The sequence below is a fragment of the Enterobacter sp. BNK-34 genome (assembly GCF_048684445.1).
GTDB lineage: Bacteria > Pseudomonadota > Gammaproteobacteria > Enterobacterales > Enterobacteriaceae > Enterobacter > Enterobacter pseudoroggenkampii.
Genome location: NZ_JBLQUA010000001.1, coordinates 3304870 through 3325520, shown reverse-complemented (window position 1 = coordinate 3325520; position 20651 = coordinate 3304870). Strand labels below are relative to the sequence as shown.

Below are 20651 nucleotides of genomic sequence, written 5' to 3'. Positions count from 1 at the left end.
AAAGATGTTAAAATTGACCAATATCAATTAAGGCTTGAGCAAACCTATGATCCCGGAAAAGCGAATTATACGACGCATTCAGTCTGGCGGTTGTGCTATCCATTGCCAGGATTGCAGCATCAGCCAGCTCTGTATCCCGTTTACCCTGAATGAGCATGAACTCGATCAGCTTGATAATATCATCGAGCGCAAAAAGCCTATTCAGAAAGGGCAGACGCTGTTTAAAGCGGGAGACGAACTGAAATCGCTCTATGCTATCCGTTCTGGCACCATCAAGAGCTACACCATCACCGAGCAGGGTGATGAGCAGATCACCGGCTTCCATCTGGCGGGCGACCTGGTGGGCTTTGATGCCATCGGCACGGGCCATCACCCGAGCTTTGCTCAGGCACTCGAAACCTCAATGGTTTGCGAAATCCCGTTTGAAACCCTGGACGATCTGTCCGGCAAGATGCCTAACCTGCGTCAGCAGATGATGCGTCTGATGAGCGGTGAGATCAAAGGCGATCAGGACATGATCCTGCTGCTTTCCAAAAAGAATGCAGAAGAGCGCCTGGCCGCGTTTATCTACAACCTCTCCCGCCGCTTCGCCGAGCGTGGCTTCTCGCCGCGTGAATTCCGTCTGACGATGACGCGTGGCGATATCGGTAACTACCTGGGTCTGACCGTAGAAACCATCAGCCGTCTGCTGGGTCGTTTCCAGAAGAGCGGGATGCTGGCCGTTAAGGGTAAATACATCACTATCGAAAACGGTGAAGCGCTGGCCGTTCTTGCCGGGCACGCCCGCAACGTGGCATAACTTTCCACCCGTTGATGACCAGACTGATAAATTCTTGTGATTTATTGGTCTGGTATAATCACTTTCGTTTCAAGATATTTTCACCGTAGTACGTCCCCACACAGCGCCCGGAAGGTTCTCGTTGAGGTTATGAATTGAGAGAAAGTTTGTTTTTCGTTTCAGTCGTGATCGCTTCAGTGACCTTTATCTTCATCTGGATCATGCTTGTCGGCCCGATGAAGGGGGAGGAAAAAACCTACGTTCAGGACTCCACGACCTTTGCGATAGCGGTGATGGTGCTGCTGTTTATTGCGTTTATCGCGGTGACGACCACAGTGCTTTTCCTCTGATAAATTTTCATGAATTATTGATCTGGCAAAACCTCCCCTCTGTTTCATTCAGGATATATAGGTTACTCTTTTAATTACAGACTGTGGTGACAGTAGTAAGGAGACCTGTATGGCCAAGTATCAAAACATGCTGGTAGCTATCGATCCGAATCAGGACGATCAGCCGGCATTACGACGTGCTGTGTATTTACATCAACGGATTGGTGGCAAAATCAAAGCGTTTTTGCCGATCTATGACTTCTCGTATGAGATGACCACCCTTCTGTCGCCTGACGAGCGCACCGCTATGCGTCAGGGCGTCATCAGCCAGCGTACCGCGTGGATCCGTGAACAGGCGAAGTATTACCTGGAAGCGGGTGTGCCCATTGATATTAAAGTGGTCTGGCATAACCGACCTTTCGAAGCCATCATCCAGGAGATTGTCGCCGGTGGGCACGACCTGCTGCTGAAGATGGCGCACCAGCACGACAAGCTGGAATCCGTGATCTTCACCCCGACCGACTGGCACTTGCTGCGTAAATGCCCTTGCCCGGTCTGGATGGTGAAAGACCAGCCGTGGCCTGAAGGCGGGAAAGCCGTTGTGGCGGTAAACCTCGCGAGCGAAGAGGATTACCACAATTCGCTGAACGAGAAGCTGGTGAAGGAGACCCTCCAGCTTGCCGATCAGGTGAATCATACCGAAGTGCATCTGGTGGGTGCCTATCCGGTCACCCCGATTAACATTGCCATTGAGCTGCCTGAATTTGACCCGAGCGTGTACAACGACGCGATCCGCGGTCAGCACCTGCTGGCCATGAAAGCGCTGCGCCAGAAATTCAGCATCGACGAGAAGATGACCCACGTGGAAAAAGGGCTGCCTGAAGAGGTGATCCCGGACCTGGCGGAACACCTGCAGGCGGGGATTGTGGTGCTGGGCACAATTGGCAGAACCGGTATTTCTGCCGCGTTCCTCGGCAATACCGCCGAACAGGTAATCGACCATCTGCGCTGCGACCTGCTGGTCATTAAGCCGGATGAGTACCAGACGCCGGTTGAGCTGGACGATCCGGAAGACGATTAACCTGCAAGATGAAAAAAACCGTCGGGAAACCGGCGGTTTTTTTTGCCGGGTGGCGGCTTCGCCTTACCCGGCCTACGGGTTTGGTAGGCCCGGTAAGCTTGCGCCACCGGGCTTTACCCTGTCAGAGTGATTTCAGAATCGCATCCACGCTGGCTTTGGCATCGCCAAACAGCATGTGGGTGTTCTCTTTGAAGAACAGCGGGTTCTGAACCCCGGCATAGCCGGTATTCATGGAGCGTTTAAACACAATCACGTTCTGCGCCTTCCACACTTCCAGAACCGGCATACCGGCGATTGGGCTACCCGGATCGTCCTGTGCAGCAGGGTTAACGGTATCGTTGGCGCCAATAACCAGCACGGTGTCGGTGTCGGCGAAATCATCGTTGATCTCATCCATTTCCAGCACGATGTCGTAAGGCACTTTCGCTTCCGCCAGCAGCACGTTCATATGGCCAGGCAGACGCCCTGCCACCGGGTGAATACCAAAGCGAACCTTGATGCCCCGCGCGCGCAGCTTCTCGGTGATTTCCGCCACCGGATACTGCGCTTGCGCCACCGCCATGCCGTAGCCCGGAGTGATGATCACGGAATGCGAGTTTTTCAGCATGTCTGCGGTATCTTCCGCAGAAATTTCACGGTGCTCACCCACTTCTTCATCCGCACTGGAAGAAGACCCATCGGTCCCGAAACCACCGGCGATAACGCTGATGAACGAACGGTTCATCGCCTTACACATGATGTAAGACAGGATCGCACCGGAAGAACCCACCAGCGCACCGGTGACGATCAGCAGGTCGTTGCTCAGCATAAAGCCTGCCGCCGCTGCCGCCCAACCGGAGTAGGAGTTCAGCATCGAGACAACCACCGGCATATCCGCACCGCCGATGGACGCCACCAGGTGCCAGCCGAACGCCAGCGCGATGATGGTCATGACCAGCAACGCCAGCACCTGCAGACCGACGCTTTCGGTACGCACGAAGACCACCAGCAGTACAAACGACACGACCAGCGCCGCCAGGTTCAGCTTATGACGGTTTGGCAGCATCAGCGGTTTAGAGGAGATCTTCCCGCGGAGTTTGCCGAACGCGACAATAGAACCGGTGAAGGTCACCGCACCGATGAAGATACCGAGGAACACTTCCGTCAGGTGGATGTTCACCAGAATCGGTTCCAGGCCCGGTTCGTGATACAGGTAGCTGTTGAAGCCCACCAGCACCGCCGCCAGACCCACGAAGCTGTGCAGAATAGCGACCAGCTCCGGCATCTCGGTCATTTCAACGCGTTTCGCGAGGCGAATACCAATCGCGCCGCCGATGATCATCGCTACCAGGATCCACGCCACGTTGCCGGTATCCGGCCCGAAGATGGTGGCAATCAGCGCAATCGCCATCCCGGCGATACCAAAGTTATTCCCCTGCTGAGACGTTTCGTGTTTGGAAAGCCCCGCCAGACTGAAAATAAACAGGATTGCAGCAACAATGTATGCGGCTGTCACTAATCCTCCAGACATATGCTACCCCTTAGCCTTTACGAAACATTTTCAGCATGCGCTGAGTCACGGTGAAACCACCGAAAATATTGATACTGGCGATCAGCACCGCGATAAAGCTCAGGAAGCTGATCCAGCCGCCGTGACCAATCTGCAGTAACGCCCCCACTACGATGATCCCGGAGATGGCGTTGGTTACCGACATCAGCGGCGTGTGCAGCGCATGGGAGACGTTCCACACCACGTAGTAGCCTACGACGCAGGAGAGCGCGAAGACGGTAAAGTGGCCGAGGAACTCTTTCGGCGCGACGTCAGCCAGCCAGCCGAACAGAATAATCACCAGCGCCATGATCGCGTATTTACGCCACGGAGAAGCCGGTTTGGCGGGCTCTTTAGGCGCGGGCGCCGCTTTCGCTGCAGCCTGAGGCTGAGCAGAAACCTGAATAGGCGGCGCAGGCCAGGTAATTTCACCTTCACGGACCACGGTGACGCCGCGCACCACCACATCGTCAAAATCGACGGTGATGTTGCCGTCTTTCTCTTTGCAAAGCAGCTTCAGCAGGTTGACGAGGTTCGTGCCGTACAGCTGAGAAGACTGCGTTGGCAGACGGCCCGGCAGATCGGTATAGCCGATCACCTTCACGCCGTTCGCGGTCGTGGTCACCTGATTCGGTACGGTATATTCACAGTTACCGCCGTTTTGGGCGGCCAGGTCGACAATCACGCTGCCCGACTTCATGGAGTCAACCATCTCACGGGTAATCAGCTTCGGCGCCGGTTTGCCCGGGATAAGCGCGGTGGTGACAATGATGTCGACATCTTTCGCCTGCGCGGCGAAGAGTTCCATTTCGGCTTTGATAAAGGCTTCGGACATCACCTTCGCGTAACCGTCGCCGCTGCCTGCCTCTTCCTTAAAGTCCAGCTCAAGGAATTCGGCCCCCATACTCTGAACCTGTTCCTTTACTTCAGGACGGGTGTCAAAGGCGCGTACGATAGCGCCCAGGCTGTTTGCCGCACCGATGGCGGCAAGGCCCGCTACGCCCGCGCCAATCACCATCACTTTCGCCGGAGGGACTTTACCCGCGGCGGTGATTTGACCGGTAAAGAAGCGACCAAATTCGTGGGCCGCTTCAACAATGGCGCGGTAGCCGGCAATGTTTGCCATGGAGCTTAAGGCATCCAGCGACTGCGCGCGCGAAATGCGCGGCACGGAGTCCATCGCCATCACGGTCACGCCACGGGCCGCCAGCTTCTCCATCAGCTCCGGGTTTTGCGCAGGCCAGATGAAGCTCACCAGGGTCGTCCCGGGATTCAGCAGCGCAATTTCACTCTCTTCCGGTGCGTTGACCTTCAGAATCACCGGCGACTGCCAGACGTCAGCACCGTCGACCACTTCTGCGCCAGCCTGGATAAAGGCCTCGTCATCGAAACTCGCCAGTTTGCCTGCGCCGCTTTCGACCGCGACCGTAAAACCCAGTTTAAGCAGTTGCTCCACCGTTTTCGGTGTTGCCGCTACGCGGGTTTCATTGGCTAACCGTTCTTTTGGTACCCCAATACGCATAGTTTTCCCTTCCATCGGTTTTTGATGATGGTTTATCGATAAATGCCCGCGGTTTGTATCAATTTTCGCCATCGCGCGAGCGACGAGATATGATTAACCCCGGAAAATAAAACAGTAACAAACTGTCTATAACCTACTGAAAATAGCGCCCGTGATCTACCGCCAGAAAACACTATTTCTTACTTTATCTGTGAAAAATAAGCGATCGGCGTCACTGACAGTGATATTTACCTTAAATTCATCGCCAGAACCGATAAATCGCGTAAGCGAAGCGGTAAAAACATGATATAGCGCCATAAGAGAACAACTTATTAACATTAAATTAACTTGTAAAAGTCATATGCTTTATCAGTTTTACTTGTCAAACGCGTGTTTTTTCAACATATCACTAAATGTTATCGAATAAGGTGATTCAGTAAGCACGGGCAGTGAAAAATGGCGCAGACAGCGACGGGTTTTAAATGCAATAATCGGGACCGTCTCAAATTAACAACAATACCAGTACATGGTTTGCGCAAGGCGAAGGATCATTTTTATGAAGCTTAAGAACACACTCCTGGCGTCCGCACTTCTTTCCGCGACCGCCCTGTCTGCGAATGCCGCAACAGAGTTAACGCCGGAGCAAGCGGCAGCGTTAAAACCTTTTGACCATACGGTCATTGTGGGTCGTTATAATTCTATTGGCGACGCCGTCGCCGCGGCATCAAAAGCTGCTGATAAAAACGGGGCGGCCTCGTTTTATGTCGTTGACCAGTCCGATTACGGCAACAGCGGTAACCAGCGCGTGACCATTGCGCTGTTCAAAGACAATGCGCCAAAAGCTGACGCACCGAAAAACCGCGTGATCAACGGTGTTGTTGAACTGCCGAAAGATCAGGCGATTGAGCTGGAACCTTACGACACCGTCACCGTTCAGGGCTTCTATCGCAGCCAGCCTGAAGTGAACGATGCCATCACCAAAGCCGCGAAAGAGAAAGGGGCCTACTCTTTCTTCATCGTGCGTCAGGTCGATGCTAACCAGGGTGGCAACCAGCGTATTACCGCGTTCATCTATAAAAAAGATGCGAAAAAACGTGTTCTGCAGAGCCCGGATGCCATCCCGGCGAATTCAGAAGCAGGTCGCGCGGCAATAGCAAAAGGCGGCGAAGAAGCGAAGAAAGTTGAAATTCCAGGCGTAGCAACGACGGCTGCCCCAAGCGCTGAAGTGGGCCGTTTCTTCGAAACGCAGTCCACGAAAGGTGGCCGCTATTCCGTTACGCTGCCGGACGGTACCAAAATTGAAGAGCTGAACAACGCCACTGCAGCGCAGATGGTGCCGTTCGACAGCATCAAGTTTACCGGCAACTACGGCAACATGACGGAAGTCTCTTACCAGGTCGCGAAGCGTGCGGCTAAGAAAGGGGCGAAGTACTACCACATCACCCGCCAGTGGCAGGAACGTGGTAATAACGTGACCATCAGCGCCGATCTGTACAAGTAACAAAATCGTTTACGAAAGGCGGCGCAATGCCGCCTTTTTTGTTACTTTTTTTGAATTTCTGCCACACGTCATTGCATGCTTTCGTTACACTCCGTAAAATCCCGCGCCTTAGTGTGATCCACCATTTTTATGCGCCTGAGCGAAATAATTATTCTGGATTTTGACCTTTCATAACAGGAAGCCAATGGAAAAGAAACTTGGCCTGAGTGCTCTGACTGCACTCGTTTTAAGCTCAATGCTGGGTGCAGGCGTATTCAGTTTGCCGCAAAATATGGCGGCCGTTGCGAGCCCTTCCGCGCTCATCATTGGCTGGGGCATTACCGGTGTCGGAATACTGCTGCTGGCCTTCGCCATGCTGCTCCTCACCCGCATTCGCCCGGATCTGGACGGCGGCATTTTCACCTATGCACGTGAAGGTTTCGGCGAGCTGATTGGCTTCTGTTCCGCATGGGGATACTGGCTGTGTGCCGTTATCGCCAACGTCTCCTATCTGGTGATCGTCTTCTCGGCGCTCAGTTTCTTTACCGATACGCCAGAGCTGCGTCTCTTTGGCGACGGGAATACCTGGCAGTCTATTGTGGGTGCCTCGGTGCTGCTGTGGTTCGTCCACTGGCTGGTATTACGCGGCGTACAAACGGCCGCCAGCATCAACCTGGTGGCGACGCTGGCGAAACTGGTTCCGCTCGGCCTGTTTATTATTCTGGCCTTTATTGCGTTCCGTATGGACGTATTCAAGCTCGATTTCAGCGGCGTTGCGCTGGGCGTTCCCGTCTGGGAGCAGGTGAAAAACACGATGCTGATTACCCTGTGGGTGTTCATCGGTGTGGAAGGTGCGGTCGTGGTTTCTGCCCGTGCGCGGAATAAACGCGATGTGGGCCGCGCCACGCTGCTGGCCGTACTGGCCGCGCTCGGGGTCTATCTGCTGGTGACGCTGCTGTCGCTGGGCGTGGTGGCGCGTCCTGAGCTGGCGGAAATGCGTAACCCGTCAATGGCAGGCCTGATGGTGAAAATGCTCGGTCCCTGGGGCGATGTGGTGATTGCCGCAGGACTGATCGTCTCCGTCTGCGGCGCTTACCTGAGCTGGACCATCATGGCGGCTGAAGTGCCGTTCCTGGCCGCGACGCACAAGGCGTTTCCACGCCTGTTCGCCCGTCAAAACAAAAACAGCGCGCCGTCGGCATCACTCTGGCTGACCAACATCAGCGTTCAGGTCTGCCTGGTGCTGATCTGGCTCACAGGTTCAGACTATAACACGCTGCTGACCATCGCCTCGGAGATGATTCTGGTACCCTATTTCTTAGTGGGTGCGTATCTGTTAAAAATTGCCACACGCCCGGCGCATTATGTCGTGGGTGTCGGAGCCTGTATTTACGGCCTGTGGTTGTTGTATGCTTCCGGACCTATGCATCTGCTGCTGTCGGTAGTGCTGTACGCACCGGGTCTGCTGGTGTTTATCTACGCCCGCCGCACGCATCAGCTGGAGAATGCGCTGAAACGCCGTGAGATGGCATTAATTGGACTGCTACTGGTTGCTGCCCTGCCGGCAACCTGGATGTTAATGGGATAGCATCGCCTTTCCCATTGTTGAACTGTAAAGGAGAATACGATGGGAAATGCACCGCTTCGCCCAATACTGATTACCGGTGGAGGCCGCCGTATCGGCCTCGCTCTTGCCCATCACTTTCTCAACCTTCGCCATCCTGTCATTGTCAGCTACCGTACGGAATACCCGTCGATTGAAGGGTTACGCAAAGCCGGAGCGGTCTGCATTCAGGCTGATTTTTCAACCGATGAAGGCATTCTGGCTTTCGCGGAAGAGGTGAAGTCCACCACGACGGGGCTGCGCGCCGTGATCCATAACGCCAGCGCATGGCGTGCCGAAAAACCCGGTACGTCACTCAGCGAAACGCTCTCCGCCATGTTGCAGATCCACGTTAATACCCCTTATCTGCTCAACCACGCCCTGCAGGATCTGCTGCGCGGCCATGGGCATGCTGCGGGCGACATCATTCACTTCACTGATTATGTGGTGGAGCGCGGAAGCGACAAGCACATCGCCTACGCGGCCAGCAAAGCCGCGCTGGATAATATGACGCGCTCGTTTGCCCGCAAGCTTGCGCCCGAGGTGAAGGTGAACGCCATCGCCCCGGCGATGATTTTGTTTAACGAAAACGATGATGCGGAGTATCGCCAGCAGGCGCTGAATAAGTCGCTTATGAAAATCGCCCCGGGCGAGAAAGAGGTCATCGACCTTGTGGATTACCTGCTCATCAGCTGCTATGTCACCGGCAGAACCTTTGCCGTGGACGGCGGCCGTCCGCTGCGCTAGTGAAAGCGAATAACAGCCAGAATTACGGAACCGGCGTTAATTTTGAAAGATTAATGGAAGGTTAAGGTTCCGCGGTGTATGTTGGCTTTTTTCACGAAAACAGACGCTGTATGAATAAGATTGTTTATGTTGAAGACGAACCCGAAGTCGGGCAGTTGATCGCCGCCTATCTGGGTAAACATGATATGGACGTCATTGTTGAACCTCGCGGCGATCGTGCCGAAGAGGTGGTCGTCCGTGAAAACCCGGATCTAGTGCTGCTGGATATCATGTTGCCAGGCAAAGACGGCATGACGCTCTGCCGTGACCTGCGCGCCCGGTGGGAGGGCCCTATCGTTCTGCTCACCTCGCTGGACAGCGATATGAACCATATCTTGTCGCTGGAGATGGGTGCCAATGACTACATTCTGAAAACCACACCGCCTGCCGTCCTGCTTGCACGTCTGCGCCTCCATTTGCGCCAGCACGCCAGCATCGAACGTGAAGCGCCCGCGGCGTCTCTGACGCCGCACAAAGCGATGCGCTTCGGTACGCTGTCTATTGACCCCATTAACCGCCAGGTGCTGCTCTCTGGCGAGCTTATCGCCCTCTCCACCGCGGATTTTGACCTGCTGTGGGAGCTGGCAACGCACGCCGGGCAAATCATGGACCGCGACGCGCTGCTGAAAAATCTGCGTGGCGTGAGCTATGACGGAATGGACCGCAGCGTTGACGTGGCGATTTCGCGTCTGCGCAAAAAGCTGCAGGATAACGCTACCGAGCCCTACCGCATTAAAACCGTGCGTAATAAGGGTTACCTGTTTGCCCCCCACGCCTGGGAAACCTGATTCCGTTATCCGGTTAGCATAACATGCGCGAAATGAAGGCATTACACAGTGATGTCCTCTCTTTCGCGCCTTTATTTATCCGTTTGCGCAACAATTAACTTGCTAAGCACGCGAACTATCCCATAATTAAACCCTCTACTGTCCTTTCTTCAACTGGCACTGACCCGGCTACAACGCTTTCTCACCGTGAAGCTCTCACGAAACCTCTCCCATAAAATCTTGATATGAGGATTTAAGCCCATGAAATATGTATAGCTACAGTCAGGTTGAAGCCATCAAAACCAATCTTGAATGGATTGTTAATCAGGCAGCGCTTAGCCATGCCTCTCCCTCACGCGCCGATCGGAAAGCGCTCTTTGATCTCCTTGAACTCATCCAGTCTTACGAAATACTTCTGGATTTGATTAACGAATTTGGAACCGATGTGATTGATGTGCACATTGCGGAAGGACTGGCAGTAACGGAAACACTCATCGCCAAGGTAAAAAACAGCGCGAAAGCCATGTAACACGCTTCACAGACATGAAAATATCGGCGGGTTTCATGTATATTCTGCACAAAGCGTTTCTTCGGTGAGATCCAATGAAAAAGCTGTTTGTGCAGTTTTAGTGTGCAGAAAATTCGCAACTCATTGAAATGGCTTTATTTGTCATGGTATCAGTGAGTTAGCCAGAAACGTTTAACGGACATATACGGACATGCACGGTCTTTTTGATGCCCCTATCGGTGTCCCTTCTTTCAAAATGCCCCCAAATTTGCCCCAATATTCCCCTGTTTTGCGAAGCTCCTTCCGGGTTCGCAATACTCTGCTTTACGTCTCTCTATCTGATCAGCATGGTCGCCACGAATTCGTTTGTAAGACTTAACCAGCGCACCTCTTTTTCTCCCTGCCCTATACTTTCAGTCTGATATCTGGCTGGAGGTTTCTATGTGTGGACGCTTTGCACAAGCCCAAACCCGTGAAGAATATCTGGCATACCTCGCAGATGAAGCCGATCGAGACATCGCATTCGACCCTGAGCCGATTGGACGTTACAACGTGGCTCCAGGCACGAAGGTCCTGTTGCTAAGCGAACGAAACGAGCAGTTACATCTTGATCCTGTATTATGGGGTTATGCCCCGGGATGGTGGGATAAAGCACCCCTGATTAATGCGCGCGTCGAAACGGTGGCCACCAGCAGAATGTTTAAACCTCTATGGCAACATGGCCGCGCGATCTGCTTCGCCGATGGATGGTTCGAGTGGAAAAAAGAAGGTGACAAAAAACAGCCCTACTTCATTCACCGTGCCAATGGCCAACCAATATTTATGGCAGCGATCGGCAGCACACCATTTGAGCGTGGTGATGAAGCTGAGGGTTTTCTTATAGTGACATCGGCAGCGGATAAAGGTCTGGTCGACATTCACGACCGCCGGCCACTTGTTTTGTCACCAGAAGCGGCACGTGAGTGGATGCGGCAGGATATTGGTGGGAAAGAAGCTGAAGAGATCGCAGCCGACGGCACTGTGCCAGCTGAGATGTTTATCTGGCATGCAGTGGCCCGTGATGTTGGAAATGTAAAAAATCAGGGGAGAAAATTGATAGAACAAACAAATATATAATCTGCCGTACTTTTGATGCGCACTTTATATTTGGTTAAATATTATCTTATCTTAAGAAAGGAATATATTTGCAGCCATCGAACCACTAAGTCCATTTATACGATAGAATTCAACACGAACACCTGGCTTTAACGTTTGGCTTTCACTATTACTTAATGCAGAAACATGTAAAAAAACATCTTTTCTGCCATCAGGTGGGATAATCAATCCCTTTCCGCTCTTGAAGTCAAAACTTTTGACAATTCCTGTCATTTTACGAGACAAATATTTTCCTAATGGTAATCCAGATTTGACTATACAGGATTAGTTAATAATAGCTAATCCTATTTTAACGGCCTTCTGGAAGGCTAAAATAAAATTTGCTTAATCATTCAACACGTGCCTTAATGGTTTGGCTGATTCGTTGCGATGATGAATCTAACTTTTCCAAAAGCCGTTCTCATAACCAGGTGTTATCTCTGATACCTCCTCCTCTTGAGTCCATACATATACCAGCATACGTTTCTTATCATGAGCTTGCTTGTCAGTTTGAAATGTTCAAACGGAGTTTGTATGTCATCTAAAATCATAGGTCTTGTTAAGTGGTTTAACGAAGATAAGGGGTTTGGTTTTATCTCCCCACTCGATGGAAGTAAAGATGTTCTTGTTCACACTTCTTCCCTGCTGGGAGAAACATTTGATACTCTATTTGAAGGACAAAAAGTCAAATTCGCTATCATAGCTGGAACTAAAGGTCCAGTCGCTGCCAATGTAACACTTTGCGATAGATAATTTTTAGATGGTTTACTTAAGCCATCATGACTTTATCAGTGAAAGGTGATTGTTCGGTTACGCACATCATTACAACAGGCCAGCATATTTACTTACCATAAAGTTTGCTGACCGATGTGATGAAATGCAGGACTGCTGCATGAACAGTCTCAAAGCAGAAGCTAACTGCTTATAAAATATTAAAGTGCGTAAGAGGTTAGGCAGCCTCTAAAAGCATCACTTCTTATTTTTTTAATTTTTTTAGAAGCGCTGGGGAGATTTGAATAAAGCACAGCAGTATGGGCACACCAATTGAGCCCCCTTTTGTACACGATTGTAACTATGTTCGGAATCTTTTGAGCAGTTTGGACAAGGACATTTTACTAAATAATTTCGGCGGAATTGAGTGTTTTTACGTGCTGACATAGACTTCTCCAGTTCAAATGGACCGTTACAGTACACGTTAAGTCAGTATAATGCTTGTTTTAATTTCGATAGAGGCAAAAAAAATGAACAAACAGCCCCCTTTCGAACACCTGCAGGGGCTAAAAGCCATCAAAATACATGGTGATATATGAAAAAAGTAATCATTTTTTTTAATGGTAAGCCAAGTAAAGTTATCACTGTGCTTAAAGGTGTGACATCAATACGCGAAGAATATCCTAATGGAGAAGTGATAAACCTTCAGATAATGTCAGCAGGTTTTCCCTCTTTAACAGGTGACCATGAAGTGGTCTATGTGGCATCAGATCGAGAGCTTACCTCTCAGGAAATATTAGATGCGGCGCAGAAGTATCTTTGACGCAAGGGATTCAACGCCAACGTTCATGAAATCATTATTATAACTACGTTTAATTATTATAGCCTGCTTAACGCAGGCTTTTTTTTACCCCCACACAAACATTTATAATTAAGACATGTACATCCAACACCATGGCAATATGACCTTATTGCTGAAGAAACCATAAGGCTTCCATGAAAATTCTATATTACACAGTATTAATAGTTATTGAAGCCCCATTCTCAGATAATAATATCAATCCTCTTATCTTAGGTCTCTTGCATGACCGAAACTATTCAAGTAAGTCAAACCGAGGCGTTAAACTTCCATCCCATGCATTCATTGGTTCAGAGGGTCAGGCAGTTTTAGAGTGGGAGTCTGAAAAAGATGGAGCAGAAAAACTAAAAAAAAGACTCTACCAGATGCTGCATGGAATTACACGTTTAGAAGAGTCTCCCACAGCAATTTTTCTAATGATTTGCCCAGAAGATAAAACCTTAACCTTTGTTTCAAGACTTAAAGTAAAAAAATGAACATCGATATTTTAACCTTCACCATCTGAAAATACCGTGACCGTGAAAACTGCGAAAGAAAATCATGAGGCACATCAGTAAATTTTGTATCATTTGCTAAGCATTGCTGTTACATTCGGTTTTATGATGAATCCTCCTCAGCGGCAGGGCTAACTAACCTGATGATTTGTATATCAAGCGGCTCATCGTGAATTTCTGAAGCAGCGAGTCACGAGTGGTTAGCTCAATGACTCACCGGGAGGCACCCGGCATCATATCCATAAGCCCCTGTATAATTGCAGGGGCTTATTTACATTACAAAAGCATAGTAGTAGACATATTACTCTTAATACTCATAGCCGATAATTAGGTTCGAATGAATATACCGTTTAAAGAATCATCTAACTTTTATTAGGTCTGAATACCTCGTAGTATATCGTGGAGATAACATATCCCGTTTCATCTGCCATTGCTGCTGTATGCCCTGCCCGGCAAAATAAAGCGTTACCTTTCCATCTTTCGCGTTCAGATAATCCAGAACTTCCATCAACCTATCGCTACCAGCGCGCGGCGCGTTCTCGTCGAACAAGTTGAGCTGGGCCACACCATGGCTAAAGAAGTCACCCAGCATAATGCCGGCTTTCTGGTAACGGTGTCCGTCTTTCCAGATTTTGTCCAGGCACTTTACCGCGGCGTTAATGATGTCGCGTGAATCCTGAGTGGGGGTTCCGGTACACAAATGGCCTGCGCGTGGTGGAGAACACACAGACACCTCCCTTAATGATATTTAGCCCCCTCCCAGGCGTCGGGCTTACGCCACTGGCAAAAATTGCGATTTGCATGGTGACCGTAGCATCCTGATCGAGGCCGGAGTGGTCTTTTGTTGCAATAATATTCGAGCCGTCGAATTCGATGGTGACGTTATCAGCACTCCATTTGGCGAACACCATATAACGATCGCGGGAGATGTTTGTCGTTGGGGTAGCCCAGCTTCCGATGAAGGTGACGGTACCGCGCCAGACGCAGTATCCCGACATCGTGGCATCAGTGATTGAGAGGAAATCCGTGCTGTCCTTAATCAGCAACCCCCTACCTGAAGAGGTCGGTAGAATTTGCCAGATTGATGAGGCAAAAGTACGAGAGCTCCCAAGGCCATCACTCCGCCAGTTGTTCATGGTCATGGTATTGCCGTTTACGGTAAAACCATCCAGCATGACAATGGTTGGAATCAGATTGGTGCCCACCCAAAATCTGTCGACAGTATTGCGCGGAATCCTGAATAAACGCTGAGCTGATAAATACCTGGCCATTGATTACAGCGAATGGAGAGTACTGGGTGTCACCACTGCCGCTCATCAGCACAAACTGGTTAGCGTTAAATCCAACCCTGGTTACTACCGGTTTTCCTGCCTCAGCCAGGACGGCAATCGACATCCCGGCGTTGTACATCACGCCGTTTATCCTCACGCCTGTTTTGAGGGTGTAGATTGCCGAAGCACCAGAGGCATCGACGACGGCTGTGAGCTTGTCTTCCAGGGAAGCGGTGACGTTGTCGATCTGCGCCTGCACCTGCGTGGACATCTCCGCCATTGCTTGGCTCACGTCAGCAATGGTCGTTTTGACAACCAGGATATCGGCACGCACTTCCCCGTATTGTGCCCACTGGTGCTCGACTGTTCCGTGGTTCGCCAGGGCGTTCTGAAGAATTCCCTCAATGTTGGTATCAATGTCACCAGTGAGGCGCTCCCCATCAGCAGATGTAAGAAAATCGTCTGCGATATCACCCAGATAATCATCGGCGTTATCGTTAGACATCCCCCTGATCCATTCTGTATACCCGGACTCGTTACCCGTTCTGTCAACCAGCTGCGCGCGGTACCAGAATTCCTGCCCAGCTTTAAGGCCGAGCTGAGTGTATTCCGCAGATGGATAAGGCACGTCTGTGAGCAGGAGAGGATCCGAAAAGTCACTGTTGGCTGTGTACTGAATTTCAGTTTTTAGCGTATCGCCGGTATTTGCAGGGAAGCCCCAGTTAAGACGAATGCCCCAGTTAATGCCCGTGGCCGTGAATCCTACTGGCTTAGGTGGATTTCCTACTTTGCCGGTCAGCTCCTTCTCCTCCGAATATCCCCAACCTGAGGAAATTTCAGCGGCATTGATTGCGCGCACGCGCACCAGGTAGCGCCCGGCATAAATCCCAGGGACGTCGAATGACGTAGTGGAGCTGCGCGGCATGTTCACCCAGTTTCCGTCGTTGCGGCGCCATTGCGCTTCATAGGCGATAGCGTTCTGCGCCTGATCCCAGCTCACGCGCATGGTCTCAACGCTAATGTTCTGCTGAACCACAGAAAACGAGCTGATCACGATGTTCGCAGGCGGCGACTGATTACTAGGAGGAATGACACTCACCGGCCGCTGATCTATAACGGCACCTGTATCGATACGGGCATACTTATCCGGATCGTGATTTGCCCCCGTGATGGTATATGTCCCGTCATTGTTATCGGTGACACTAATTACCCTGTACTGCTGCGCATAAAGTTCATCAGATTCAATAACCCATACAGCCTCAGCCTGCGGAAGTTCACTAAAAGCGGTGGTCACGGTGACCATTTCACCTGACAGGGACTGAATCGTTCGGGATTGGGTGATACCCGACGGCAGGTTTACCATTATCCTGTCACCGGCCTTAGCACTTGGTACCCGGTCAAGTTTGAGTACACGACCATTAACCGCGGATAATCGACCGCCTAAATCTCTCCCTGAAAGATTTCGGTCAGAAACAGCAATTATGTAGCCCGGCTGAGGAATATTGCCGTCCAAGCCAACATCAAACGTTACAACCCTGTCTTTATTGTTGGTCAGGATCCCCCAGCGCCCTTTTCTGTTAGCCTCAGACTGCCGGGTGCAACCGATGGCGGTGATCTCAAGCTGGTTGAAACCATAGCGCGCCACCAACTCCTGTTCGAAGACTGGCTCCATTGCATCAGCATACCCATTTGCCGGATCAGACCAGGAAACAAGAGCGTTTGTGTAGCGACTTTTGGTTGTGCTGCTGGAATATACGAATTTGCCGTCGACAACGTTAGCATGCGTGCAGGTAAAATCGACATCTCTGGGCATGTCCGCAAGGGCAACAATCTGGTCGTCTCCCCAGTAGGTCATGCCTCGAAAAATGGCGGCGAAGTCACGCAGGACGGTGTAAGCGTCATTTCGATCCTGAATGTATACGTTGCAGGTGTAACGAGGTTCAGTTCCGCTACCGCCTTCACGAACTGCTGGTAGACGAACTTGAACCCTTCCGGCGTTGTCGTTACGTCAATTCCATTCCTCAGGCCCGGGATGTTGTAACGCATACGAGCGATGATTTTTCGCCAGGCTTGTTGCGCTTTGGCAGCCGCCATGACGTCAAGCTCATCCACCATCGCGTTACCGATTTTGAAACCAACTATCGAGCCGGGCTTCTCCATAGAGCGGCAGATTGTGGTCCCGCGGTACCTTCGCCCCTCGTAGAAGTGGACCTCTTTGTTCCCCTCGTTGATTTTGACGGTTAACCCCCAGTTGAAGGCCACCTCTTCAATCGTCGGGTAAAAGATGTCACGAATTTGCGGGTACGTCGGCGCGAAATAGCCCTGGTTAATCTTCGGGTGCTCCCACATCCCTTTGCAGATGCCGCCACAACCCACCCACGTTTTACCCGAACCGAACCCGGCAACGTAGGCCTTGAATTTGTGCTGCATCGCGAAGAAGCGCGCCTGAGGAATGTTAAGTGTCGGGCTGATCCCCATCGTCCGCCCTCGCGTCCACTACGTTGATATTGATCTGCACTGGGGTTGGTTCATCGTCGTCACCATCACCCGCAAGCTCTTTACGGAGTTTCTCAACCTCCAGCTGCCGGCGTTCGATTTCTATCTGCTGCAGGCGCTGCGCGAACTCGCTATCGGCCAGGCCCAGGCGCTTCATTACCGCCTCGAACATGCGCTCACGGCTGATAGCAGTGATTTCAACGCCATTCTTGCCGACCTTCACACCTGAATAAGCGAGCCGAGAAGCTGCCGGGAGTTTGCGCGTATCGGGGAAATAAGGCTGACCGATGCCCTCACCATTGCAGCGTGGGCATTCAGGGTTTGGCTCTCGGGTGTGGTCGTAGCCATAGCCGCCTGTGTCATCTGGTTGCCTGGCTCCTTCCCTTCCCTCAGCCTTTGCTGTTTCCTCTTCAAACTCAACTGCATCGCGCCACTGGTAGTGATGACCGAAGCCCCAGCAGTAACGACACGCGCCGCGACGATACTGTGAAAGCTGGTTTGCATCGAAGGTGGCGAGCTGCCACATCTGAGCGAGGATTTCATCGGCACTCCCGATAGTGCGCACAATGGACGCTTTTTGCTGCTGCGCAATAGCCTGCGCAACTGAAGTTTTCTGAAGGAGTTGATAGCCGATTTGTTCAGCTGATTTTTTACTGTAGCCAGCCCGGATAGCAGCCCGAGTGGCGTTGTTGTCCTTCAGGTACTCCGCGACAAATAAGCGCTGCTGAGCAGTAAGTCCATCATCATCCACCAGTTCATTTGCGCTCTTATCTTTCTGCGCAGTGCGCACTATCTTTCGCGGGTAAATTTTTGTATTTTGCGCAGCAGTTTTCTTGATATAGCGGCGAGCAGTTACATAATTAAGGTTATGTGCCTCGCACCATTCCTTAGGGGATATGCCAGTAGCAGCGTGATCAGACAGGAACCGCTTCTGCAGCTCGCCCCAATCCGGCTTAGCCATTGTTACCTCTAAACTGAATGAACTTTAGACGTCACTCACAGCTTCAGTATTTGAAGCAATGGAGTATTTTTTCTCAAAGAAATCTTGAAATGAGGATTTAAGCTTATGAAATAAGTATAACTACGATGACGTACAGAAAATCAAGGCCAATCTCGAGTGGATAGTGCATCAAGCCTCTGCCCGGTCTCATTTGCGCACTGAGCATGATCAATTAGTGATTTCCGATCTAATGGAACTCATCCAGACATATGAAACGCTTCTGGACCTTGTAAGCCAATTTGGTGCTTCCGTCTTAAATTCGGAAATCATAGCGGGTCTATCAATCACAGAGGAATTCATTGCTAAAGTTAAGAGGAATGAGGGTGCGATGTGAGCGACAAACACACTGTGAGACGATTGATTTGTGTATTGAAGCTTCAAACTGGTGGATTACAGTTTGAAGCTTGGGTTATTTAATTGCCGTACAGTCGATTGAAAAGCGCATTTTTCATCGCATTAGAATCAATCGGATCCACGTTTAACCAGGTCAATGTCTCACGATTCTTTTCTGCATTGAAATCAGAAAACACACCATGAATATCACCGCTATCAGGTGAGTAGAGAACAGCAATATTCTGTTCTGGACAACTGTGTGGTTTACACCCTGACAGTGCAATATACTTTTTGCCCGCAACTGTTACTTCGGTTGATGGCGTGCTCGTGCCACCACTTTTTACCCATGCAGGTAGTTTGTTTTTACTAATCAGCTGGGAGTAGCTTTTAGACGTGCTTTTTGCACTGGCGAAATCAGAAAGATACTGCCCCTCGTCGGCAAGAGCACTGAAAGATACAAAAGCCATAGCAGCGATAAACACTTTACCTTTCATATTAATCCTCATTCCATAAAGACATCTCAACACTATACCTTAGCGGCTACTATGTCAGCCCTACAGTTAGCTAGAGGATTCCATATTACTGCCTATCCCAAGTGATTAACTCAGAATCATCCTAATAGCTACCGCTTATGCTTGTTGATTACGGACTGCTTGCCAGACTATTCAAGACTCTGATGAGGAGTTTGCCAACTCCAGGGAAACATCCATAAAAAGAGCAAGTGAAACTGAGACTCTGGTAGCCCTCCTTGTGAGGGCATTTTTTTACAATGCTGCGCTTCGCTTGTTAAATATTGAGTCTTTTCTACAATTTAATAGTGCTTTGCTATGTCAGGTAAAGCCGTCGTTCAGGAATACCCGTGTGCTCAAGGACGAGCCATCCCTAATTCTTTCTTTCCAACTCGATCTGCCTTATGCCAGCGAAATTATTGTTGCCCTTTTCAATTACAGCCAGTAGCGGCTTAATCCACAATACTACCTGGCAGTACGTCATGGAGTTGGTGGCAACGGCACGATCATCGGCTGTGTAAGGTCCATTGGAATCGGTGTGCATGGCGCTGGCACGTAAACGGTGCGCGTATTTGAGCAGCCCACCAGCAATGTCAGCAGGAACAGGCAGATCACAGGTTTTTTCACGGCGGAGAATCTCCCGGTATTCGATTACGGTTTCTTCGGTGCTGGTGTCAATCAGGGAGTTAAGCCTATTGGCATGTTCCGCAACCTGATTGAATCGATTGAAGTTGAATGCTTGGGTGGCGATCACCTGCCCCTGCAAAGTGTTGTCACTTCGCAGAACGTTGTTATCGCTCTGAAGTTTACTGGCGACCGAGCAACTCTTAACGAGGGCGATCGAAAGGCCAGCAACAACGACAACGCTGATAAGACCCGGATTAATTTTCATTGGTCCAGTCCCCAGCACGCTAGCGCACTTTCTTGATCGCGACGCTCGACCTGCCCATAGCAGCCATTCTTCTGTCCTTTGGTTAGCCGACAATCACGGCCGCCGTCTTTAATCCACCAGCGAATTGCCTCGCATGCCCCGTGGCGGTCACCAGCATTAATGCGCTTATAGAACGTGGACGGGAAGCATTTACCCGGCCCGATGTTGTACGGACAGAAAGATGCGATTCCAGCCTTCTGGGGTTCGGTTAGCGGTACCGAAATATTGCGGTCAACCCATGCCAGAGCCTTATTGCGTTCGATAGCATTCACCTGATTGCATTTGGCCTGAGTCAATTTCATGCCCTGCACAACCGGTTTACCATCAACCATCGTTGCGCCGCGGCAAATAGTCCAGATACCACCGCCATCTTTGTACGCCGTGAGGCTGTTACCTTCTTTCTCATTCAAAAACTGATCGAGAATGACGGATGCCGGTGCGCCAGCCAGTACTAGGCCCAGAACTGCTGTACTCAACTTTGCTCTGGATCTCATCACTCACCTTCCTTTTTTAAGGCCTCAACGACCACGCTTGCAGCGGCAGGACGCTCTT

General features: G+C 50.8%; 21 protein-coding genes and 3 pseudogenes. 12 read left to right on the top strand and 12 right to left on the bottom strand.

Translation table 11 applies throughout. The features are described from left to right. The first annotated feature begins 46 nt into the window (after nucleotides 1–46). The 3 genes from fnr to uspE all read left to right on the top strand — a co-directional run bounded on the left by fnr (nucleotide 47) and on the right by uspE (nucleotide 2188). Nucleotides 47–799: a fumarate/nitrate reduction transcriptional regulator Fnr gene (gene fnr, locus ACMGG5_RS16380; RefSeq protein ID WP_006174991.1), complete on the top strand. Its 753-nt coding sequence runs from the start codon at nucleotides 47–49 to the stop codon at nucleotides 797–799. 146 nt (nucleotides 800–945) lie between these two features. Continuing rightward, on the top strand, nucleotides 946–1128 hold the full coding sequence (locus tag ACMGG5_RS16375) for a hypothetical protein (protein WP_014883604.1): 183 nt from the start codon (nucleotides 946–948) through the stop codon (nucleotides 1126–1128). 109 nt (nucleotides 1129–1237) lie between these two features. Beyond that, nucleotides 1238–2188: a universal stress protein UspE gene (gene uspE, locus ACMGG5_RS16370; RefSeq protein ID WP_024909171.1), complete on the top strand. Its 951-nt coding sequence runs from the start codon at nucleotides 1238–1240 to the stop codon at nucleotides 2186–2188. Between the two features lie 121 nt (nucleotides 2189–2309). On the opposite strand, the gene pntB is transcribed toward uspE, so the two are convergent. Together pntB and pntA are read right to left on the bottom strand one after the other, a co-directional pair. Next, the gene (pntB, locus tag ACMGG5_RS16365; RefSeq protein ID WP_024909329.1) at nucleotides 2310–3698 is read right to left on the bottom strand and encodes a Re/Si-specific NAD(P)(+) transhydrogenase subunit beta; all 1389 of its coding nucleotides are present in this window, start codon (nucleotides 3696–3698) and stop codon (nucleotides 2310–2312) included. 10 nt (nucleotides 3699–3708) lie between these two features. Beyond that, nucleotides 3709–5238, bottom strand: a complete 1530-nt coding sequence (gene pntA, locus ACMGG5_RS16360; RefSeq protein ID WP_024909330.1) for a Re/Si-specific NAD(P)(+) transhydrogenase subunit alpha — start codon at nucleotides 5236–5238, stop codon at nucleotides 3709–3711. 535 nt (nucleotides 5239–5773) lie between these two features. On the opposite strand from pntA, the gene ydgH reads away from it, so the two are divergent. From ydgH to ACMGG5_RS16330, 6 genes are all read left to right on the top strand, one after another. Continuing rightward, nucleotides 5774–6718, top strand: coding sequence for a DUF1471 family protein YdgH (gene ydgH / locus ACMGG5_RS16355; RefSeq protein WP_024909331.1), 945 nt, complete (start codon nucleotides 5774–5776; stop codon nucleotides 6716–6718). Nucleotides 6719–6902: 184 nt separating this feature from the next. Next, on the top strand, nucleotides 6903–8285 hold the full coding sequence (locus ACMGG5_RS16350) for an amino acid permease (RefSeq protein WP_048991207.1): 1383 nt from the start codon (nucleotides 6903–6905) through the stop codon (nucleotides 8283–8285). Between the two features lie 39 nt (nucleotides 8286–8324). Then, nucleotides 8325–9047, top strand: coding sequence for a dihydromonapterin reductase (gene folM, locus ACMGG5_RS16345; protein WP_048991208.1), 723 nt, complete (start codon nucleotides 8325–8327; stop codon nucleotides 9045–9047). A 110-nt stretch (nucleotides 9048–9157) separates the two neighbouring features. Beyond that, nucleotides 9158–9874 carry a two-component system response regulator RstA gene (gene rstA / locus ACMGG5_RS16340; RefSeq protein ID WP_024909333.1) on the top strand — a complete coding sequence of 239 codons (717 nt, stop codon included), beginning with the start codon at nucleotides 9158–9160 and terminating at the stop codon, nucleotides 9872–9874. Between the two features lie 247 nt (nucleotides 9875–10121). Then, entirely contained in the window at nucleotides 10122–10382 is a 261-nt protein-coding gene (locus tag ACMGG5_RS16335; protein ID WP_024909334.1) for a hypothetical protein, read from the top strand. Between the two features lie 420 nt (nucleotides 10383–10802). After that, a complete protein-coding gene (locus ACMGG5_RS16330; protein WP_420278179.1) occupies nucleotides 10803–11477 on the top strand; it encodes an SOS response-associated peptidase in 675 nt (224 codons plus the stop codon). Nucleotides 11478–11528: 51 nt separating this feature from the next. Here ACMGG5_RS16330 and cspF read toward each other — a convergent pair whose 3' ends face one another. Then, a complete protein-coding gene (cspF, locus tag ACMGG5_RS16325) occupies nucleotides 11529–11741 on the bottom strand; it encodes a cold shock-like protein CspF (protein WP_420278178.1) in 213 nt (70 codons plus the stop codon). 288 nt (nucleotides 11742–12029) lie between these two features. On the opposite strand from cspF, the gene ACMGG5_RS16320 reads away from it, so the two are divergent. After that, a complete protein-coding gene (locus ACMGG5_RS16320) occupies nucleotides 12030–12248 on the top strand; it encodes a cold shock domain-containing protein (protein WP_267214716.1) in 219 nt (72 codons plus the stop codon). A gap of 240 nt (nucleotides 12249–12488) precedes the next feature. Here ACMGG5_RS16320 and ACMGG5_RS16315 read toward each other — a convergent pair whose 3' ends face one another. Next, nucleotides 12489–12653 carry a YnfU family zinc-binding protein gene (locus ACMGG5_RS16315; protein WP_213758942.1) on the bottom strand — a complete coding sequence of 55 codons (165 nt, stop codon included), beginning with the start codon at nucleotides 12651–12653 and terminating at the stop codon, nucleotides 12489–12491. Nucleotides 12654–12801: 148 nt separating this feature from the next. Between ACMGG5_RS16315 and ACMGG5_RS16310 the strand changes: the two genes are divergently transcribed. Beyond that, nucleotides 12802–13029 (top strand): hypothetical protein, encoded by a 228-nt coding sequence (locus tag ACMGG5_RS16310; RefSeq protein ID WP_025910815.1) that lies wholly within the window; start codon nucleotides 12802–12804, stop codon nucleotides 13027–13029. A 173-nt stretch (nucleotides 13030–13202) separates the two neighbouring features. Further along, a complete protein-coding gene (locus ACMGG5_RS16305; RefSeq protein WP_126328652.1) occupies nucleotides 13203–13541 on the top strand; it encodes a hypothetical protein in 339 nt (112 codons plus the stop codon). Between the two features lie 376 nt (nucleotides 13542–13917). Here the strand turns inward: ACMGG5_RS16305 and ACMGG5_RS16300 are convergent. The 8 genes and pseudogenes from ACMGG5_RS16300 to ACMGG5_RS16265 all read right to left on the bottom strand — a co-directional run. Continuing rightward, nucleotides 13918–14247: pseudogene (locus ACMGG5_RS16300) on the bottom strand (DUF4113 domain-containing protein); the annotation flags it as partial. Further along, nucleotides 14216–14830 carry a DUF6453 family protein gene (locus ACMGG5_RS16295; protein WP_420278177.1) on the bottom strand — a complete coding sequence of 205 codons (615 nt, stop codon included), beginning with the start codon at nucleotides 14828–14830 and terminating at the stop codon, nucleotides 14216–14218. The pseudogene ACMGG5_RS16300 and the gene ACMGG5_RS16295, both read right to left, overlap by 32 nt. Beyond that, a pseudogene (locus ACMGG5_RS16290) lies at nucleotides 14796–16790 on the bottom strand (host specificity protein J); the annotation flags it as partial. The gene ACMGG5_RS16295 and the pseudogene ACMGG5_RS16290, both read right to left, overlap by 35 nt. Beyond that, nucleotides 16775–17308 (bottom strand): annotated as a pseudogene (locus tag ACMGG5_RS16285) (terminase large subunit domain-containing protein); the annotation flags it as partial. The pseudogenes ACMGG5_RS16290 and ACMGG5_RS16285, both read right to left, overlap by 16 nt. Further along, nucleotides 17286–18287 carry a terminase small subunit gene (locus tag ACMGG5_RS16280; RefSeq protein ID WP_267214711.1) on the bottom strand — a complete coding sequence of 334 codons (1002 nt, stop codon included), beginning with the start codon at nucleotides 18285–18287 and terminating at the stop codon, nucleotides 17286–17288. The pseudogene ACMGG5_RS16285 and the gene ACMGG5_RS16280, both read right to left, overlap by 23 nt. Nucleotides 18288–18739: 452 nt before the next feature. Next, the gene (locus tag ACMGG5_RS16275; protein WP_045371016.1) at nucleotides 18740–19153 is read right to left on the bottom strand and encodes an Ivy family c-type lysozyme inhibitor; all 414 of its coding nucleotides are present in this window, start codon (nucleotides 19151–19153) and stop codon (nucleotides 18740–18742) included. Between the two features lie 388 nt (nucleotides 19154–19541). Next, the gene (locus ACMGG5_RS16270; protein WP_420278176.1) at nucleotides 19542–20060 is read right to left on the bottom strand and encodes a hypothetical protein; all 519 of its coding nucleotides are present in this window, start codon (nucleotides 20058–20060) and stop codon (nucleotides 19542–19544) included. After that, entirely contained in the window at nucleotides 20057–20593 is a 537-nt protein-coding gene (locus ACMGG5_RS16265; RefSeq protein WP_420278626.1) for a lysozyme, read from the bottom strand. The genes ACMGG5_RS16270 and ACMGG5_RS16265 overlap by 4 nt, the downstream gene beginning before the upstream one ends. Between the last annotated feature and the right edge of the window lie 58 nt (nucleotides 20594–20651).